The 19,366-nt window shown below is 35.7% G+C and carries 17 protein-coding genes and 1 tRNA gene; 8 read left to right on the top strand and 10 right to left on the bottom strand.

Annotation, left to right across the window (positions count from 1 at the left end; all coding sequences use genetic code 11):
- Positions 1 to 385: 385 nt before the first annotated feature.
- The gene (locus LEP1GSC059_RS23600) at positions 386 to 697 is read right to left on the bottom strand and encodes a hypothetical protein (protein ID WP_017215540.1); all 312 of its coding nucleotides are present in this window, start codon (positions 695 to 697) and stop codon (positions 386 to 388) included.
- Positions 698 to 733: 36 nt separating this feature from the next.
- The gene (locus LEP1GSC059_RS06980) at positions 734 to 1,120 is read right to left on the bottom strand and encodes an LIC10421/LIC12816 family protein (RefSeq protein WP_004426363.1); all 387 of its coding nucleotides are present in this window, start codon (positions 1,118 to 1,120) and stop codon (positions 734 to 736) included.
- A gap of 118 nt (positions 1,121 to 1,238) precedes the next feature.
- Here LEP1GSC059_RS06980 and LEP1GSC059_RS06975 point away from each other — a divergent pair.
- A tRNA-Arg gene (locus LEP1GSC059_RS06975) sits at positions 1,239 to 1,310 on the top strand.
- Between the two features lie 420 nt (positions 1,311 to 1,730).
- Here the strand turns inward: LEP1GSC059_RS06975 and LEP1GSC059_RS06970 are convergent.
- From LEP1GSC059_RS06970 to LEP1GSC059_RS06945, 6 genes are all read right to left on the bottom strand, one after another.
- Positions 1,731 to 2,231, bottom strand: coding sequence for a tetratricopeptide repeat protein (locus tag LEP1GSC059_RS06970; protein WP_001068364.1), 501 nt, complete (start codon positions 2,229 to 2,231; stop codon positions 1,731 to 1,733).
- Positions 2,232 to 2,249: 18 nt separating this feature from the next.
- Positions 2,250 to 2,693 carry a hypothetical protein gene (locus LEP1GSC059_RS06965; RefSeq protein WP_002180479.1) on the bottom strand — a complete coding sequence of 148 codons (444 nt, stop codon included), beginning with the start codon at positions 2,691 to 2,693 and terminating at the stop codon, positions 2,250 to 2,252.
- A gap of 51 nt (positions 2,694 to 2,744) precedes the next feature.
- Entirely contained in the window at positions 2,745 to 3,812 is a 1,068-nt protein-coding gene (locus LEP1GSC059_RS06960) for a PdxA family dehydrogenase (RefSeq protein WP_017215539.1), read from the bottom strand.
- A gap of 59 nt (positions 3,813 to 3,871) precedes the next feature.
- On the bottom strand, positions 3,872 to 4,312 hold the full coding sequence (locus LEP1GSC059_RS06955; RefSeq protein ID WP_001229815.1) for a bactofilin family protein: 441 nt from the start codon (positions 4,310 to 4,312) through the stop codon (positions 3,872 to 3,874).
- Positions 4,313 to 4,433: 121 nt separating this feature from the next.
- Complete coding sequence (locus tag LEP1GSC059_RS06950; protein WP_002180450.1) at positions 4,434 to 5,201, bottom strand: hypothetical protein; 768 nt, start codon at positions 5,199 to 5,201, stop codon at positions 4,434 to 4,436.
- Between the two features lie 584 nt (positions 5,202 to 5,785).
- Positions 5,786 to 6,430: a hypothetical protein gene (locus tag LEP1GSC059_RS06945; RefSeq protein WP_201028167.1), complete on the bottom strand. Its 645-nt coding sequence runs from the start codon at positions 6,428 to 6,430 to the stop codon at positions 5,786 to 5,788.
- Between the two features lie 633 nt (positions 6,431 to 7,063).
- Between LEP1GSC059_RS06945 and LEP1GSC059_RS06940 the strand changes: the two genes are divergently transcribed.
- The gene (locus tag LEP1GSC059_RS06940; RefSeq protein ID WP_017215538.1) at positions 7,064 to 7,597 is read left to right on the top strand and encodes a DUF1564 domain-containing protein; all 534 of its coding nucleotides are present in this window, start codon (positions 7,064 to 7,066) and stop codon (positions 7,595 to 7,597) included.
- Positions 7,598 to 7,715: 118 nt separating this feature from the next.
- Here LEP1GSC059_RS06940 and LEP1GSC059_RS06935 read toward each other — a convergent pair whose 3' ends face one another.
- Complete coding sequence (locus LEP1GSC059_RS06935) at positions 7,716 to 9,029, bottom strand: hypothetical protein (RefSeq protein WP_020980512.1); 1,314 nt, start codon at positions 9,027 to 9,029, stop codon at positions 7,716 to 7,718.
- 57 nt (positions 9,030 to 9,086) lie between these two features.
- On the opposite strand from LEP1GSC059_RS06935, the gene LEP1GSC059_RS06930 reads away from it, so the two are divergent.
- The 6 genes from LEP1GSC059_RS06930 (at position 9,087) to LEP1GSC059_RS06905 (ending at position 17,254) form a co-directional block, all read left to right on the top strand.
- A complete protein-coding gene (locus LEP1GSC059_RS06930; protein ID WP_017215537.1) occupies positions 9,087 to 11,336 on the top strand; it encodes a lytic transglycosylase domain-containing protein in 2,250 nt (749 codons plus the stop codon).
- Positions 11,337 to 11,448: 112 nt separating this feature from the next.
- Positions 11,449 to 12,738, top strand: a complete 1,290-nt coding sequence (locus tag LEP1GSC059_RS06925) for a citrate synthase (protein WP_002180560.1) — start codon at positions 11,449 to 11,451, stop codon at positions 12,736 to 12,738.
- A 38-nt stretch (positions 12,739 to 12,776) separates the two neighbouring features.
- Positions 12,777 to 14,387, top strand: a complete 1,611-nt coding sequence (locus tag LEP1GSC059_RS24845; protein ID WP_061231602.1) for a class I SAM-dependent rRNA methyltransferase — start codon at positions 12,777 to 12,779, stop codon at positions 14,385 to 14,387.
- A complete protein-coding gene (locus LEP1GSC059_RS06915; RefSeq protein WP_020980522.1) occupies positions 14,365 to 15,312 on the top strand; it encodes a class I SAM-dependent methyltransferase in 948 nt (315 codons plus the stop codon). Before LEP1GSC059_RS24845 ends, LEP1GSC059_RS06915 begins: the two co-directional genes overlap by 23 nt.
- Positions 15,279 to 16,133 carry a TrmH family RNA methyltransferase gene (locus tag LEP1GSC059_RS06910; RefSeq protein WP_201028166.1) on the top strand — a complete coding sequence of 285 codons (855 nt, stop codon included), beginning with the start codon at positions 15,279 to 15,281 and terminating at the stop codon, positions 16,131 to 16,133. The genes LEP1GSC059_RS06915 and LEP1GSC059_RS06910 overlap by 34 nt, the downstream gene beginning before the upstream one ends.
- Positions 16,130 to 17,254: an arabinose kinase gene (locus LEP1GSC059_RS06905; protein WP_017215531.1), complete on the top strand. Its 1,125-nt coding sequence runs from the start codon at positions 16,130 to 16,132 to the stop codon at positions 17,252 to 17,254. The genes LEP1GSC059_RS06910 and LEP1GSC059_RS06905 overlap by 4 nt, the downstream gene beginning before the upstream one ends.
- A 222-nt stretch (positions 17,255 to 17,476) precedes the next feature.
- On the opposite strand, the gene LEP1GSC059_RS06900 is transcribed toward LEP1GSC059_RS06905, so the two are convergent.
- The gene (locus tag LEP1GSC059_RS06900; RefSeq protein ID WP_002180517.1) at positions 17,477 to 18,520 is read right to left on the bottom strand and encodes an MBL fold metallo-hydrolase; all 1,044 of its coding nucleotides are present in this window, start codon (positions 18,518 to 18,520) and stop codon (positions 17,477 to 17,479) included.
- Positions 18,521 to 19,366: the final 846 nt, after the last annotated feature.

The following is a 19,366-nucleotide window of genomic DNA, read 5'->3' as shown; positions in this document are numbered from 1 at the left end:
AATTTTTTACAATGCAGTTCATGTAGATCTGATTTCTTAGAAGAAGTTATTTGGGACAAGGCCTGATTTTCTTACGTGAACCCACGCTAAAATAACATGAGTTCGACCATGATTCATTTTTCTGAAAAAATTTGGGATCTGAACTTTACAGATCGATTCCTAAAATGTGGGAACTACCACGAGTCACGATTTTACGAACAAATTCTAAAATTGTGGGAACTCATACTTTAAGAAAATACTTTTGAACTCCCATAAGACTATGTAAAAATCTTCTCCATAAATGTAGGAACTTCTATTTTAAGAACTTAGCAAACATGATTTTTTGGAAATTTTGAGATAACCTCAAGTCCACAATTAACTGGCTCTTTAAAGCATAACTAACGTATTATACTGTTATGTTTTTAACCAGTCGCGCTCTCAACATTTGCAACAACATGGGTGGTCGTTCAAAATAATTACGCTCAAGAAAGGTATGTAATAATTTTATAGAATTTGTAGTAAAATCTTTAACGTCAAACGGTGGGCCGTCTATATGCCAATGCAAGTGTCCGTTTTCCAGAAAATCTTCCCAATGATCTATGTCTTGATAAATGGCTAAGGGTAAACCAATAGACTCTAAATGGAAATGGTTTTGGCTGACCCAATTTTTCCAAACTTTTAATTTCGCATGATTGGTTCGTTTTTTTCTATAAGCCATTTCGAATTTTCAGATTTCTTATCTTGACGTATAATATCAACGGCTTTCGATCTGAAAATCCTTAAGAGTGATTTCATGGCGATCCGCTTGACGATCTAACGAATCTGCCATTTTAAATAGTTTTTCTTTGCGAACTCTTGCTTGAAGAAATTTTTCTCCTCTGGAAAGTTTTGCCAATTCTCTCAGTTCACTGGCTCTGGCTCTTTTGGCTATGGCAGTTGCTTTGAGATAATTTGCGATCGCTTGTTTTTGTCCTGGAGTAATTGCACTTTCTACAAGTGCTTTTTCCAAAAGTCTTTCTTCTTCCTCTTCACTGACTGAAAAGACTGGATTGAAAAATCCAAATGCAAAAATCAATATTAAGACGGAAACTAACCTGTGTAAAAAAAGTTTTTTCCATGTATTCAGAAACGAAACCTTCATCTCTAACCTCTATCTTCAGGAAGACGATTTCATACCCAATTCCTTTTTCAAGGACTTTCCTCTCTATTTGGGTTTCCATTTGACAACACAAGACTCTCCACAAAACTCATTTGTGAACGTACCTATAGCTCAACGGATAGAGTACAGGCCTCCGGAGCCTGTGGTCCGGGTTCGAGTCCCGGTAGGTACATTACGACCTGTAAGTTGAAAGATAGCAAAGACTCTTCAACAAAGCTGAGAAACCAAACCTCACTTTACAAAGTAAAAATAAACTTCATAAATCATTAAAACCAACTCGAAGCTTTTTCGCGAGAGCATTTGCAGCGATCCTTAGAGAGCGTCGCAAATGTGACATGAGCCAGGGATGGCGAATGAGCGAAAAAGACGCCGTGGAGCTAAGTCGAACAGGATGTGAGACTGCGTAACGGCGAGTCCCGGTAGGTACATTGCGACATGTAATTCGAAAGATAGCAACGACTCTTCAGCAAAGCTGAGAAACCAAACCTCACTTTACAAAGTAAAAATAAACTTCATAAATCATTAAAACCAACTCGAAGAATAAATTTGTATGCGCTTCCATATTTTTATAAAATACAAAGAGCCATCTTCATCAATTATAACGAATATAAATTCTCTTCAAAGCAAGATTTGCAGGAGGATAATTCGGCTGAATTTGAATCGCTTTTTCGTATTCTAAACGAGCCAACTCGATATGACCTAAAATTTCCAAACAGGACCCAGCATTAAAATAAGGATAAACCGGAACCTCGTAACGAGGAGCCAACTTCGCTTTTTCAAACCAAGAAAGTGCTTCTTGAAAACGTTTTTGCTGAAGTAAATAAACTCCTATATCATTATAAGGATTTCCTAATGTAGGGTCCGTTTCAATTGCAATTTTACAAAATTCGATCGCACGATTTAACTTACCCGCAAGAGAATAAGACCAGCCTAAAAACGTCCATGCTTCCGAAGTGGGTTTTGCGGCAATGGACATTCTATAATGTTTAGAAGCCAGTTTGAGATTTCCCTTAGTTTGGTAATCGTAGGCGGTCAAAAAATGTTTCTTCGCTTCTTCCGATTCTCCAAAAGATTGTAAATAAATTGGATTCATCTATACTTTAGACGACGTTCATTTTACGGAAAAGTTTAAGAATTTCAGAAAGGTAGTATTAAAAAAACTATCCACTTCCGTTGAAAAATGACTGTAGAGTAAAAAAACACACCAATAGAATAAAGTCGCGCTCACAAGAGTTTTTGCAAGAGATCTGCCGACTTGGGGAGAAGCAGAATAAAAAATTCTCAATAAAGACACGGGCCATAAAAACAAAAGAAAAAAGTAAAAACCTTTTCCGATTCCGTAGATCCAAGAAACGATTTCCACAGGATAACTTTGAGTCAAACGTTCATAACTTGACTTTAATTCTGGAAAGTATTGGAAGAAATAAAAAATAAAGACAAAAACAAAAACGACCTTCCAGACAAATTCAAAATCGGAACGAAATAAAACCAAAGTTAATCCGCAGAACCAAAAAAGGAAAATCGGAAATACGATTTGTTCTAAAAGTCCAGGCATAAATCCTCGCTTCTATTTTTTAACATCGACACTTTTGCATTCCAATCCTGTCTAAGAACGAAACTTTTCTTCGTTGGAACGTTTCGTTTGTAAATCTTTCACAACGCGGTTCAGACATTCTACAAAACTAGCCGAATCTGCAAGTCCTTTCCCTGCAATATCGAAAGCAGTACCATGGTCCGGAGAAACTCGAACAAACGGAAGACCCAACGTTAAATTTACACCTTTTTTTCCTTCCCACATTTTAAAAGGAATCAAACCCTGATCGTGATAACAAGCGAGATAAAGACCAAATTTTTTTCTAGGAGATTCACCAAACATCGAATCGGCGGAAAGGGGCCCTTCCACTTTCAAACCTTTCTTTTTTAAGAACTGGATCATCGGTTTCAAAATCTCTACTTCTTCCTTTCCGACTTTACCACCTTCCCCGGCGTGTGGATTGAGACCAAGGAACGCAATCGGTTTTTTAAAATCAATGTTCTGACAAGAAAAAATAGAATCAGCAAGGGAATTTAGATCTATCTCTTTCAAAAACTCTGGAACTTTTACAAGAGGAACATGAGTCGTTAATGGAAGAACTTGAAGATCTTTTCCGGACATAAGCATAAACGTTTTCGTTTGATACTCTTCCGCTAAAAACTCGGTATGACCTCGAAACGTAGAGGCACCGGAAGCAATTACCCATTCTTTGCTGAGCGGAAGAGTAATCAAATCACCTCCCTTTTCTTTTTGAAACCTGACAGCAAGAGAAAGAGCAGCTAACGCAGATTTTCCGGACAACACCGAAGGTTTACCAAATTTTAAAGCAGAAATTTCCTTGTTGGAGAGTGCGTTATGCGAAATTGAGAATAGACCTTTATCCAAAACCTGAGCGGACGTTTCGGCCACAAAACTGGATAAGGTAGATTCAATAACTTGGAAAGAAGAACTTGCCCGAACCGAATCCGAAGTTGTGATCGGAGCAATTGAAACAAATTCTTTTGGAAGTGAATATTTACCGGAATGAAAATAAACGATTGGTCTTGTTTTAGAGATTTTTTTTAAAAGGGAAAGTGTATCGAGAAAGATCTCCGGACCGATCCCACAAGGATCTCCTTCTGTAATCAGAATCCGGTTCACTTTTTTTGAAGTTTGCTTTGATTCCGGAATTTTTTTTTCCGGAAGAAAAACCTTCCGAATTATTCTCTAGCCCCAGATTGTTTTCCGAAGATTTTTTCAACGCTGAGGGAATCTTTAGAATATTCTAAATCAATAAGATCTTTTGCGGAATGTTTAAGATCGTTCGAAATCATACAACGTCCTTCTAAGATCACTCCATTTTGAATGATCAATTCCGGAGTACGAATATCTCCCAAAATTTTAGAAGTAGGAAGAAGCATTACCCTGTTTCTTGCAGTGATATTTCCGATTACAATTCCTTCGATAATAACGCTGGCAGCAGTGATATTGGTTTTTACCTTACCAGTAACGCCGATATAAAGTTGCTCGGCTTGTAAGGATTTACCTTCAAATTTTCCGTCGATCTTAAGAGATCCGTTAATAAAGAATTTTCCGCTGAAGTAGGAATTTTCTCCGATGGTGGAGTTCGTAACTTCGGATGAATTTTTAACGAGTGCCATGCGCCTGTGTTTCCTATTTGTCCTTTTCGGAGGGAGTTTAAATCACTAAATGTACAGATCCCGCCAAACGGAAAAGGATTTTTCAAGGTATCTTCTTGAAAATTAGAAAAGAAGAAGTTGATTAGCGGATATTAGGAACGTTGATTCGATCCAAGGCCTCGGAAGTGAATTCCTGGAATTCCTTAAGGGCGTCCATAATACTTTTACCTTCCAATTCTGTGGCTCTTTCAAACCTAGGATTAAAACGAATTGTATCTTCCAGATTCATAATCACACCTCCTACTTCCTTTGCTTCTTTGGTGACCTTGTTTAAAAATTCGTTGAATTTTTGAAACATCTCGTAGGCTTCTGCGATGAAAATTCTGGTTTGTTTGTTCTTCATTCTGCTCAACTGTTCTCTAAATTCCTGTTTTTCCGCTGCGTGAAATTCTTCTATGGTTTCGGTGAGAACCTTAACATTCCTCCGAATGTTTTCCATATACTTGACAACTCCGTCTTTTTCATTCGTATGAGAAAAATCAAAACGAACATGAGTTTCGTTTAATACAGGCAGATATTCCCGGTCCATCACGTTGATCCAAGTTCCAATCTGATTGACTTCAGGATCGTTTGAGTTCGGAGAAATTTTCATGATCGGATATTTAGCAAGTACTCTACCGGCTTCATTTGGATTTTCCTTATAACGTTTGATTTGTTCCGCAGTCACGTCCAGATTATCTGGAATCCCCTCCGGAGAAATATCCTTCATCTTCGTTTTATATTTTTCTAGATCTCTAGAAACACGATAACGTTGTTCGTCGTTTTTCGATTCCCTCGAGATTTTTTCCAGTTGATGAATCATCTTCTGGTATTTCTGTAATTCAAGAATTTGTTCGTGACTGATTGCCATTGAGTTTTACATAGTCTCGCACAAATTGAAAACTTTTGTCAAGGAGTTCTAAAGAAGAAATCGAATGGAACCAACTTTGCAAATCCCTCCCTATAGAGTGATCATTAAAAGTTTACGTTTGCTCATTCTAAAAATAAGCGGGAATTATAGAAACATCTGGAGAATGGAAAGTGGCTTCGGAACTACTATCTAAGATTTTGATTTATTGATTGGTTCTACCACTATATACCTCAATGATACATTGGTTACTAAAAGCCATTTCAAAAATACTTTCTCTTTGTTTAAAATGCCAATTTCGATTATACTTAAATATTTTTGAGATAGCTTGTAATAATAACATAACACTTTTATAAAATTCCGAATTTAAAAAATCGAACTTTAGATAAAATGATTCGAAAACCGAAAACATACTTGTTGAAAAATTCTATAATAGAGTTTAATAAAACTGCTTCAATTATTCATTTCAATACAACGGAAACAAATGAAGAATTCATTTTTCAACAACTCTAATAACGCTTTCATAAAGTCCCGGATTTAAAAATCGGAAATTGGATAAAATGATTCAGCCAAAGTCATTACAAAGTTTAGCAACCGCCACATTGGCAATTTTTTTCTAATGGAGAAGTATCATCGATTTTATATTTTTTTAACATACGATTTAGTTTTTCTTCATATCCAGTCCAAGGTCCGCATTCTTCTTCTCCCACTACCAAATCGTTCGCTTTACAATGTACTTTATAATATAAGTATTTTGTATATTCTGTATAGAAATATTTTTCATACACCGTTTTCTGAGATACAATTAGAATTTTCGTTGGGTCCAAGTTACTCATCTCTTCCAATCGATCCCATTGATATATTGTTTTTAAGTATTTAAGAACCTCGTTTTTTTTTGCTCCCCTTCGAATCAGGTTTAGATTTGCGTTCAATGGTGTATATATATAACTTACGGAAGGATCATAATAAACATAGTCTGTTGTATTTTCTTTTTTATAATTATTTGCCCTTTTCTCTTCTTTAAATTGAAGAGCTACTTTCAATCGATCCAAATATCCGATTTGAATTTCATTTAGTTTATGAAGTTTTTTTTCCATCGATCGGATTTGTCTCAAAACCTGGGGGGTTGGTAAATTCGCGATCTGTTTTTCGGTTAAGATTTTTATATTTAAATCGTCTGCATTTAAAAAAGAAATCGATATAAAACAAAATAGTAGAACCATTTTTTTCATTAGATTTGTTGGAAATTTCATATTTAACATGGCTGATCTCTATAAATTTAAGTACCGTTAATTCTATCACAAAACACTGATCCCATGTAAAATATTTTTTAGGTACTTTATTATATAGTTATAAGTAGTAAAAATAGCAATATCCCGTTCACTTTAATTATAAAGAAATAAAAAAATTAATTTTTCAAAAGTTCTATTATAGATGACTGTTTTTTTGTAAAAATATATTCATTATTTTTAAAGTTTGTACGTCATTACGTTTCTCCTGGTTCCAGCCTTTTTGAAAGGGCATCAGATTCTAAGTTTTTAAATAACCGCTACGTAGTATTTCTTTCGTGCGTACGAGTAGTGTTTTTTTACTTTGAGACAGACCTTTAACTTACGTGAATTAACGCGAACGGGATCGATGCGAGGTTAATAAATTGAGACTAAAGAAGATTATTATATAACGTTTCCTGTATACAATTTATTAACCAGAGCGGAGAGCCCGGTCCGGCTGCTTATGGCAGCCGGATTCGCCCAAATTTTTCTTACGTCGAATTCAAGTTAAACGTCTTTTCGGGATTTTGTTTTTTTTCTAATTTTTTTTCTATTAACCGTTCCGTTGTGAATATTCAAAGAACCGCTTCAAGTATGGATATTCTCATATTGCATGAAGATCAGAAAATTGAGTCTGCTCTCGTAGAAAGTTCGGTGGGAACGGATTCTCTTTTGGTTCCAAGTGATTACTGGAATCGTTTGAATCCCCAAGAAAGAAAAGACCTTCGCAAGAAACTTCCCATTTTATTGAGAAAGTATTCTAAGCGTATCGCTGCAATGGAACGCCTTCATCATAAGGCAGGGAAAATCAAATACAATCGGGGAGTTGTAAAGATGAAGAAGTTTAGCATTCGTGTAAATACTGGGGTTTGGGCTAACTTGAGTGTGTTGGCTGCCGCTCATGGTGTTTCGAGATGTTATCTTTTTAATTACATGCTTTGGTTGGAGGACCTGAGTGGAGAAGAGGATTTTTTTGTGAAACGTTTGAACCAAGGAGTTCCTAGCTTTCATTGGACTTACAAAATGATTTGGAAGATAAACAGGAAACAAAATCTAATTTCGAGAGAATTACAGTTCGAACCCAACCCAATGACAAACCAATACCCATACTATCTTAACAAAAGTTAGCCGTTAGAACTATTTATTTTTCAAGCCTCAAAAAATAAATCCTAACAAACTAGCAAACCAAGAATCTGTTCCAAAACTTGGAGAGATTCTTGCGTCTTGAAATTCATGATAAGTAAATTCAATTTTTCTTATATCTTTCTAAAACCAAACGAAGATAATCCGCGTCAGGAAATTTAATCAAAAGGCTTTCTAAAAGTTTAATCCCTTCCTGAGTTCTACCGATTTCAACTAAAGCCGAACCTTGTAAGTAAAGCATCTCGGGAGAAAAACGAAAACGACCACAACGTTCCAATGACTTTAAAAACTCTTCGAATTTTTTTTCAAAAAAATAAACCACCGATTTAGCTCTTCTAGTCAGATAAGAATCTGGAAGTTTTTTTTCCACTCCACCGATCTCCTTTTGAACATTAGAAGATTCGGTGGAATTGAGTAGAATTAGAAGTTCAAAAGGACTCAAAGTATAAACGAGATGATTTTTTTGCAATAACGCATAACGTTTTTCCAATGATTCGTCCTGACTTTGCAAAATTTTATCCTGCAAAGAACCCAATAAAACAGACCTCCCGTTTTTTTGTTTTTCTCCTTCAAGCCAAGCCTTTCTATATTCCTGAGGATAAATTCTTCTAAGAACGAAATAAGTTTCCAAATAACCGTGTCGAGTAGAATACGTTTTAAAAAAAGATTCTTTTTCCTCGGAACTCAAAGATTCGATCAAAGTAAGAATCCTTCTTTCAATCGGAAACACGGTTCTAAACCCGGTTGTTTCGTGTTTAAAAAGTATCCAAGCAAGTCCAAGTAGTCCTGGCTCTTCGCCCGTTACAACCAGATCGTAAATCATTTCCCTATCTTCTAAACTAAGACTTCCCGATTTCCAAAGAACTCCGTACTTTTGAAAAAGAGAGGAACTTTCTTCCTTTAGGAAATTTGAATATTCAATTTTTCCCATAAGAGCTAAAAAACGTTTTGCTTCCACGATAAAAGGAAGATCCTGATCGTAAACTTGTGTCAGTTCCAAATATTCTTCTAAATTCTGCTCATGTAAAAGAAAAGATTGTAATACCTGAAACACTTCTGGGTCTGCCTGGTGTTCCTCAAGTGCTCTTTCCAAAAGTTCTTCAAAGAATATCTTAAGAAGATTTTTCTCTCTTTCCGAAAGACCTTCCTCTTCAAAAGGAGAGGTCGCATCGGTTTGAAAACGAAACTCACCAAATAAGTCGATTCTCAAACTGGAAAATGGAGAATGTACTTTGTTGAGTGCTCCTGAAAAATATTCTAAAATTTTAGATTTGAGTCGGATGATTTCCGGATTTCGTGGAACGGGTCCTTCCGGTTTTCTTTTTTTGATTAAAATCGTAGGAGTTTTTTCCACGTAAGATGAAAGCGTAATTTCAGGCCAAAGATCGTTCGTTTTTTCTTTTTCCAGGATTTGCATGAGAATTTCCTTTTTGCGATTGAATCCTTAGGCCGAAAAGGTAACTAAAGAATACGAATGAAAAAATTCGCCCTGACCAGCCTACTCGTCTTTATTTTCGGCAATATTTACGCAAACGATGATCTCAAATATCTGATCAAATCTTATAGTCTTCAAAAAATACATCGTATTTTTCGGGAACGACATCCCAGCACAGAATCCGAAGTTTATGCGTTAGTTAGATACCACGAAGAACATCCAGACGGACATCAAGATAAAAAATTCTACTATCTAGTTTCTATTCTCAAAGGTAAATTAGTTCTTTCTCCCGGAAGACAGGATCTTTTGGAAATTCTAAATTCTCCCTTACCGTCTAATTCGATTATTACGAAACTTTCCCTCTGGAAGCTTTATGAAGAAACCTCCCGCAGAAAACTTCTAAACAAAATAGAACTGATCGATCTTTTAAAAAAAATGCCGAGAGAAAACGATCCTCTCAGTCAAAACGCAATTTCAGAAATTTTTAAGATCTACTACGAAGCCGGAATGATCCGAGAATGTTTAGACTTTGCTAAAAGTTTTTCCGATCGGGAAAAATCCGAAAATTTTTCCCCTATGATTTGGTACCGTTATGCGAAATCTCTCTACAAATCAGGAAACATCGAAAACGCAGAATCCATTTTTTATTCCATCTTGGAAGACCCTTCCGTTCTTTCTTCGGTTAAAAAATTCATCTTGGAAGATCTTCAAATCTGGAAAGGGAATTCTTTTTATTCCTCTCTTACTCCGGAAAGGGCAGCCTTGTTTCTTCCTTTTCTAAATTCTTCTGAAAAAAAATATCTGATCGGATCCAAAAATCTTGAAAAAGTTTCTTTTTCTAAAGGAGAAGCATTTCGTAATACTGCAAGAGTGATCCTTTCCTATGAACCAGAATTACTTTTAGATTTTTTTAGAAGAAATTCAAATCTCGCAAAATACAATCCGGACTTTACCGCGGTTATGTCGAGAGAACTTACCAACCAGAACTTTTCAGGCAAGGCTCTAGATTTATTAAACGAATCCGGAGTTGAAAAAAACGACGAGGTTCTTTATAGTTACGCCAGGGCTTTTAAAAAACAAGGAAACAAAGATCTATATTTTAGAAATCTAATAGACTCTTTAGAAAAAAGTCCCACAAATTTAATCCGACAAGACGAATTGATCGATCTTCTGACTGGTAATCACGAAAATTTTTTAGGTGACGCTTATTGGAAAGACGCTCTTAGAAAAATTCCAGATCTTCCAGTCAAAGGAAGGCTCGTGTATTGGTATCTTCGTTTTCTGAAAAAAAACGGCAGGACAGAAGAACTTAATTCTTGGCTTAAATCCTATTATAAATTCATTCCTGGTTCTTATTATACAAGAGTCATTCGAGAAGAATTCCAAGAGGAAATTTCAGCACTCCCACTTCCTTCTAATCCTACTTCAAACAAGGAAAGTCTATTTGAATATCTTTCTTTAACTGCGGGGATTCCAGAACTGTCTGGAAAAATTTTAGGAAAGGATTTAGACTTTGCCGTTCAGTCCGTAGCATTTCAGTTAGACGGTAAAATCGATTCTGCTCATTCTAAAATTAGAGGAAATAAAATTTTACAATCTGCAAAAGAATATTTAGAAGTAGGAGAAATGAGTTATGCACTTTCCCTAGTTCAAAAATACAAACTACAACAAGGAATTGGTGACAACGAAAAGGATGAAATTTTAGCCGCACTTGGAGAACAAACCGGAACTCCTTATCTTACTGTCTTTCATACTCGATCTCTGATGAAAAAAGAAAAAATCAGCGACGATGTAATTCTACTTCCTTCTAAGCTTGCAGCCAGAATTTATCCCAGACCACATAGAGGTCTTGTAACTTCCATTTCCCAAAACATTGGAATCGAGGAAGACATTATCTACGCGATCATGCGACAAGAATCTTTTTTTAAAGAGAATGCGGTTTCGGTTTCGAACGCAAGAGGTTTGATGCAGATCATGGGTCCTACCGGTAAAGAAATAGCCAAAGGAATGAATCTAAATTCTTATTCACTTTTTGATCCGGAAGTTTCTATCGAAATGGGTGCAAGATTTTTACGCTATCTAGTTGCTTCTCATGGAAATCTTCAATGGGCTTCGATCGCCTATAACGGAGGTCCTGGAAATCTTCGTAAATGGAAACGAAATCATTATCGTGGAGACTTCAATCATTTCTTAGAAGAACTTCCTCTCAAAGAACCTCGTGATTATTGTAGAATCGTTAGTTCCAATTATTACAACTATCAGAATTTACGAAAGTATAAGAGACTTTAAATTTTTTAGATTGTCTCTCTGATAGAAAGAATAGGATAGGAATCTGAAACCACTGAAGCGCAATTTTTGAACGCCGCCGCAAAAACGACAAACATTTATTAGGAGAAATCACATGACAGAGGTAGCAATTCTGAAAATCGACGGGAAAGAATACGAACTCCCGATCGTAATAGGCACTGAAAAAGAAAAAGCAATCGATATTTCTAAACTTCGTCAACAGACCGGATACGTAACCTTAGACAATGGGTATTTAAACACCGGAGCCTGCACAAGCGCGGTAACTTTTTTAGACGGAGAACTAGGAATTTTAAGATATAGAGGAATTCCAATCGAACAACTGGCCGAAAATTCCACATTCACCGAAGTCGCCTATTTACTGATATACGGAAAACTTCCTTCAGACTCAGAATTGAAAAAGTGGAACGACGAACTTACAATGCATACCTTGATCCACGAAGATCTGAAACGTCTTTACAATGGATTTCCAAAAGATGGTCACCCAATGGCGATCATGTCTTCTATGATTGGATCTCTTTCCACTTACTATCAGGATTCTTACGATCCAGAAAACGCGGAACATAGACATATTTCTATGATCCGTCTTCTTGCTAAGTTTCCTACAATCGCCGCGTTTGCTTATAAAAAATCCATTGGACAACCTACAATTCATCCTTTGAACAGTTTAGACTATTGCGCTAACTTTATGAACATGATGTTCTCCGTTCCGAGCGAGGATTATAAAATCGATCCGGAAATCGTAAAAGCGTTGAACTTATTATTAATTCTTCATGCGGATCACGAACAAAACTGTTCTACGTCTACGGTGCGTTTGGTGGGATCTTCACTCGCAAACTTATACGGCGCTATCTCCGCTGGAATTTGTGCACTTTGGGGACCTAGACACGGAGGAGCCAATCAAGAAGTATTAGAAATGTTGCAAGAGATTCAGGCAAGCGGATTACCCGTAAAGAAAATCGTAGAAAAAGCAAAAGATAAAAACGACTCTTTCCGTCTGTCCGGTTTTGGTCACAGGGTTTATAAAAATTTTGATCCACGCGCAAAGATTATTAAAAAGGCATGTGACTCCGTATTAAAAAGGTTAGGTGTTCAAGATTCTTTATTAGATATTGCTAAAGAACTGGAAGAGACCGCTCTGCATGATCCATATTTTGTGGAAAGAAAACTCTATCCAAACGTAGACTTTTATTCTGGAATTATCTATCGAGCATTGGGAATTCCGGTAAACATGTTCACTGTAATGTTTGCGATGGGACGCCTTCCGGGTTGGATCGCTCAATGGAAAGAAATGATAGAATCTCCGGATATGAAAATCGGTCGTCCAAGACAGATATACACCGGATCTACTGAAACTTCTTACAAAGACACTAAGAAAAAAGCCTGAACTCTAACTTTGCAAACTTCCGGTTCCGAAGATATCAACTGAACCGGAAGAGTGAAATTTCCATCCGACGCGGACATCCCTGGATTTTCAGCGGCAATCTTTCTTCCGCAACGTCTTCCTTTGTCAATGGACAGTGGTTGAATTTAGTATCAACAACTAACACCCCTTTGGCGATTGGAATTTATTCTACGACAGGCCTCGTGGCAATTCGGGTCATTCAATTTTTACCTTCTTTTTCAAAAGAAAAAATCAGAGAAAATTTGATCTCCGCCTTACAAAAAAGAAACGAACTTAGAAAAATCACAAACGCATATAGAATTTTACACGGAGAAAACGATTTTTTTCCGGGAGTTACAATTGACCGATTGAATACTACTTGGGTGGTTCAAATTTATTCCTCTTCTTTACTTGTATATGGAAGATGGTTAGTTTGGAATTTATACGATATATGCAAAAATCCTAAATTAGGAGAACCACAACCAAAACGAATTTTATTTGACCCTCCCGAAAAAACTGGCGAAGACAAAATTGGTTTCAAAAAAAAAGATTCGGCAACCCATTCTCAAACTTTGATTCCTTCCAAATTGGACAAATCCGATATTAACCAAAATTCAATTTCTCAAAAGCTAAATTTTAAAAAAGTATCGTCTTTGGAAACATTAGAAAAAAAAATTTTAGACAATTTTAATTTAGAAAGCGATCCTTCAACTTTTTTACAAAACACTAACCTATCAAATAACAATTCCAAAAAAAAATTAAAATATACTAAGCAAAACTCTAACTTATCGAATTCAGACCCTCTCAAAACATCACAAGGTAATACATTCCATAATTCTATTTTACAAAAACAGAATTTAGAATTTGACCGAGAAAGGCTGTGGAGAGGTAAAAAACAACAATCAACTAGAAACAAAATTAATTTTACAAAAGAAAAAACAAAACATTCCGTACACAAAGAAACTTCTTACGTAGAAAAATATAAAATCAGAGAAACGATACAACTGTATAACATAAATTTTCCGATCGAACTTCCAGGTCAAAAAGGAGGAATTTTTTTAGATCTCAGAAACCTGCGCAGATTTCTTCTCGAAAAAAAAGAATTGAGCAAAGATAAAAATTGTATTCATTTGTTTTCTCATACCGGACTCACTTCAATTTGTTTAGAAATTGCCGGAGCAGCTTCCGTTCTTTCTGTGGACGGTTCCAAAGAAGCCTTGGATTCTTTTCAAAGAGTTTTGAGTTTAAACAAAAATAAAGGGAATTGTAAACATAGATTTATACGGAAAAATATTTTTAAAGAATTAGAAGAAATTCTACAAAACAAAACGTTCGGAATGATCGTAATTGATCCTCCCAATCTCACTCCAGATGCAAAATCTAAAACAAACGCCCTCAAGTCCTATTCCTATCTTTTTGCAAATAGTCTTTCTTCTTTGGAAGAATCTGGAACGATCATACTTTGTTCTTGTTCAGGAAGAATTAGATCGGAAGAATTAGAATCACTGGCAAAGAAAATTCTTCAATTAAAAGGATGGAAGTTCGAACGTTTTACGAGTTTAAAACCGGAAGTGGATCATCCGATCAGAAAAAATTTTCCGGAAGGAAATTACTTTAAAGTACACATCTATGAAAACTGCAAAAAAAATTGAACCATCAAAAACAATTTCGCAAAAAAAACCGGCTTCAGTAGAAAAATTTTCAAAAACAAATCAAGAAGTAATTGAATCCGGTTCTTACAAATTAATCGACTCGGGAGATTTCCGAAAATTAGAACAAATCGGGCCTTATACGATCATCCGTCCTTCTCCCGTTTCTGCTTGGCCACCTACAAAACCAAACCTATGGAAAAACGTTCATGGAGAATACGTCCGTTCAGATAAAGGAGGAGGCTCCTGGCACTGGCACAAAAAAACGGAAGAAGAATTTTATATTCATATTTTAGAATATTCTATTAAAATAAAGTTTACTCCGTTCGGTCATCTTGGAATTTTTGCCGAACAGCTAGAAAACTGGAAAAAAATCCGCAAACTTGCTTCTCAACTTAAAAAAGAAGATGAGGTTCTAAATCTATTCGCATATTCTGGAATTTCCACCTTGGCTGTGTTAAACGGAGGAGCGTCCGTCTGTCACCTGGATTCTTCCAAAGGAATGGTGGACTGGGCGCGAGATAATGCAAACGCCTCCGATCTTGCACAAAAAAAAGTTCGTTGGATGGTAGAAGACGTATTGAAATTTTTGAAACGCGAAATCAAACGAGGTAAAGACTATCGAGGTTTTATTTTAGATCCCCCTACGTTTGGAAGAGGTGCAAGCGGAGAAGTATTTAAGATAGAAAAAGATCTTCCAGAACTAATGGATCTTCTAATGGAACTCTCCGGAAACAAACCAGACTTTATAGTACTTACTTGTCACTCTACTGGATTTAGTCCTCTGGCTCTGCAAAGAATTTTAGACGGTAGAATCGGTAACAAAGGAAATTTTTATTTAGGAGAACTTTCCATTCCGGAAATAAGCGGAAGACTTTACCCAGCGGGTTCTAATTGTATTTATGTATCGGAGAGACTTTCGCTTTGAATGATATTCCATTTTTAGAAATTACCAGTTTTTCAAACGAAAAGCTGAAAGCGATTTCTAATCTCAAAGAAAAAAAACACAGAGAAACTTCGGGGCTTTTTTTTATAGAAGGGTATCGTGAAATTTTGAGGGCGCAAAAATCTGGAAAGATAAAATTTCAGAACGTACTCTTTTCCCCAGAATGTTTTTTAGGAGAAAATGAATTCTCACTCATTCGTTTGATCGAAGCAAAAAACATCAAAGTTCCTAAAAAAGTTTTTGAAAAAATTTCTTATAGAGATCGACCGGACGGATTGATCGCAACCGCTCTTTTTTTTGAAACAGGATTAGACACCTTTCAAAACAAATCTAATACATTCAAAAATTTGAAACCGATTTTAGTAATCGAAGGTGTGGAAAAACCTGGGAACCTAGGAACGATCCTACGAACCGCAGAAGGAGCTGGATTTCATACCGTACTTGTGGCCGATCCTAAGTTGGATCTTTTCAATCCGAATGTAATCCGTGCTTCTACAGGAGCTCTTTTTACTTTAGAAGTTTATCTGGGAGAAACAAAACTAATCTATGAAATTTTAAAAAAGAATCAATATAAAACGTTAGCCGTAACACCAGAAGCCACAAAATATTATTATAACGCAGATCTAAAAGGGAAAATAGCGCTCGTTTTCGGATCGGAACAATACGGCCTTTCTACTTATGCAAGAGATAATTCCGACGAATACGTTTCACTTCCTATGTTCGGAGAAGCAGACTCCCTCAATTTGGCCATGTCCGCAGGAATCGTTATGTATGAAGTGATTCGACAGGTTTCCGTTTTATGAAAATTACTTATTACGTTAGCGGTCACGGATTCGGCCATATCAGCCGGTCTATGGAAATTATTCTTCATTTACTTAAAAGTTTTCCTGATTTAAATATCGATCTTGTAACCGTCAGAGAAAAATTTCTAGATACTCTTGCCCTTTCGGAAGAAGATTCTAAAAATCTAAAACGTCTAAATATACGCAAAAAAGACTTGGACGTCGGCATGGTCCAAAAAGATTCTCTTTCCATAGACATCGCCGCCACGGAAGCCGCTATCGAAGAATTTAATTTACAAAAGTCATATATTCAAATTTCTGAAATTGAGTCCTGTTTGGATTTTGGAACAAAACTGATTATTTCAGACTCGGCGTCTCTCCCTTTTATGATTGCGACCAAACTCAAGGTTCCTTCCTTATTTATTGGAAACTTTACTTGGGATTTTATCTACTCCGGTTACTCTAACGAATCAACAATTTTCAAACAAGCTACCAAGACAATCTACGAAGAATATTATCACGCTACGTTTGGCCTACTTCTTCCTTTTAATTGCCCCGCAAACTCTTTAGCGGAACAAAAACAAATCGGGCTTGTGGGACGAAAACCGTTCTTAACCAAAAATGAGGCAAAAGAATTTTTCAAACTTCCAAAAGATAAAATTCATCTTTTATTCTCGTTTGGAGCTTATGGAGTAGAAACACACAGATTTAATTGGGAAAAATTTGATCCCGAAAAATATACTATCGTACTTTCGGGGACAGACTTTAATTTATCAAAAATTCCTAATAAACAAAAAACTGGGATTATACAACTTTCTAATCTTCATTATCCTGATCTTTTGACTGCCTGTGATTTTGTAATTACTAAACCAGGTTATGGAATTTTAAGCGAAGCAGTATATGCAAAAACTCCAGTTCTTTATACGGATCGAGGAAATTTTCCCGAAGTTCAGTATCTTCACAAAAGTTTAAACGAAGAAATACCTTCTTCGTATATCTCCAATGAAGATTTATTTTCATTTCGATTGGATGAAACATTAAAAAAAGAGAATATATGGAAAAGAAAACCTTCTACTTTTTTTGAAAGAGACGGGAAGGAAGACGTAAAACACGCAGTCGCAGTTTTTCTAAAATTGATTTAGAAACGAATTTTAATTTCTTATTTATCGTAGTAACTACGAAAAAGAATAAAAGTAAATTTTTGTAGCAATACTATACGAGCATATTTCAAAAGTTAGAATTCCTTCAAAAATCAACAATTACGTGTTAGGCGCAACTTTTGAAAATTGATACATCTTAGGTAAAATCGATCGCTTATTTTTGGTACTATTTTTATACGCTCGAGTAGTAAAAACAGAATTGGTTCATAAATCTACAATTTCACCCATCGTCCAAACTTGTAGAGCTGGTAACTTATCTTTTTTTTCGGAATGCAACTTTTTAAGATAAAGTGGGGCTTCTGAAGGAAGGTCATCTCCAAGCGCAAACGTCCCCCAATGAATCGGAAGAATTAAAGAAGAACGAAGGATAGAACCAGCTTCCAAAGCTTCCTTGGGGCCAATATGAGCCGGTTCCATAAACCATCTAGGTTTAAACGCTCCGATGGGAAGCAAGGTCGCCGAAAAACCCTGATTAAAACGTTTTCCGATTTCCGAAAAATGTTTTGAAAAACCAGTATCACCGCCAAAGTATATTCTAATATTCTCAAATTCGAATGCATAACTTCCCCAATGATACTGATTCATATCAGTAAGTCCCATTCTGCTCCAGTGTTTTGCGGGAAGAAAATGAATTTTGGCTCCTGCGTATTCAGTAATCGTCCACCACTCTTGTATTACCGCATTTTCAAACCCTTCGTCCTTTGCAAATTCACCCATTCCAGAAGGAAAATGAACTGTAACTTCCGGAAATAATTTTTGTATTTTTTGAATCGAATCTATATCCAGATGATCTCTGTGAGCGTGACTAATTGCCACAACATCCACTCCGGGCAAATTTTCAGGTTCGATCGGAAGTTTAGTAAGTCGCTTAACAAAAGGAGGAACTCCCGTAAATATCGGATCTGTAAGAATGTGCATTCTTTTTCCGTGGAAATTGGAAGCAATCCATACGGTCGCATGTCCAAGCCAAACAATCCTCACCTTTCCCTCTGGGGCGAGTAAATCCTCTTTTTTTATAGGAATCACATCCGGAATTTTTTCCAGATCTCCTTCTACCATGGGTGGATCCGTAGGTCCTAAAATTTTCCAACGTAGAACTGAAAAAAAACTTTTATTCAGTCTTACATCTTCTTCAATATTGTGGTATTTTCCGCCTTGAAAGTGAGAGGAACGAATTCTTTCCGGATCGATCGGAAAACATCTTTCAAAAAGAAATAATATAGTTAAGAAAAATAAAATATGTTTCATAATATTTGATTTGTACCGGTTCGCTATTTTGAATAATCAATCGATTTATTTTTGGTAAATTCAACATCGTACCAAACTGCGCTTAAATTCAATTCTTTGACCAATAAATTGATCGTTCATTCTAAGAACTTCCTTCTTTTCGTCATCCCAATTTTTATTGCAAAAACACTACCCGCATTTTGTAGAATTCGTCACGCTTTATAAAAAAACGCTTTGCTTAAGTTCAACTCTATTCTCTCCGCATTGAACTACATTCAATTTAAACTTTAAGACAAATCATAAAGTAAAATCTTGAACCTACCATAAATCGTTCAACTTCAATTTTCTCGAAAAAACCTTTTATAAAATTCAAAAATAAAAATTTAAAGTCGCTGCAGCTCATTGATCCAGAAATTTTGCTGCTTAAAACGTAAAATTTTTACGACGAAAAAGAAAATAAATTACAGAATTTTAGATAAAAAAAATTTTCCCAATTTTATATTTTTATAAAAAAATTTCAATATATTATACTTTAATAATTTAATTTTAAATTTTACAAGATCAATCTAAAACATAGACCAAAATTTATCCAGTTTGGATCTTTTTGAAATCACCCCTAAAAGAAAAAACTACACGATCAAAAAAAATGAGGCGGCGGCAAACATTTGTAAGATAGAGTTTTTGAAAAATGAATTCTCCATCAATTTCTGTTTTACGGAAACGATAGATTAAAACAGTTTTATTGAACCTGAATTTTGGAATTTTTCAACAACTCTAATTTAGATCAAGATTCGATTTATTTTATAAATGTAAATCCATCAGAAACTATAAATTTTATTCAGTAAATGTTTTTCATTTTAATTGTTT

The organism is Leptospira noguchii serovar Panama str. CZ214 (genome assembly GCF_000306255.2).
GTDB lineage: Bacteria > Spirochaetota > Leptospiria > Leptospirales > Leptospiraceae > Leptospira > Leptospira noguchii.
This window is presented reverse-complemented; position numbering and strand designations above follow the sequence as displayed.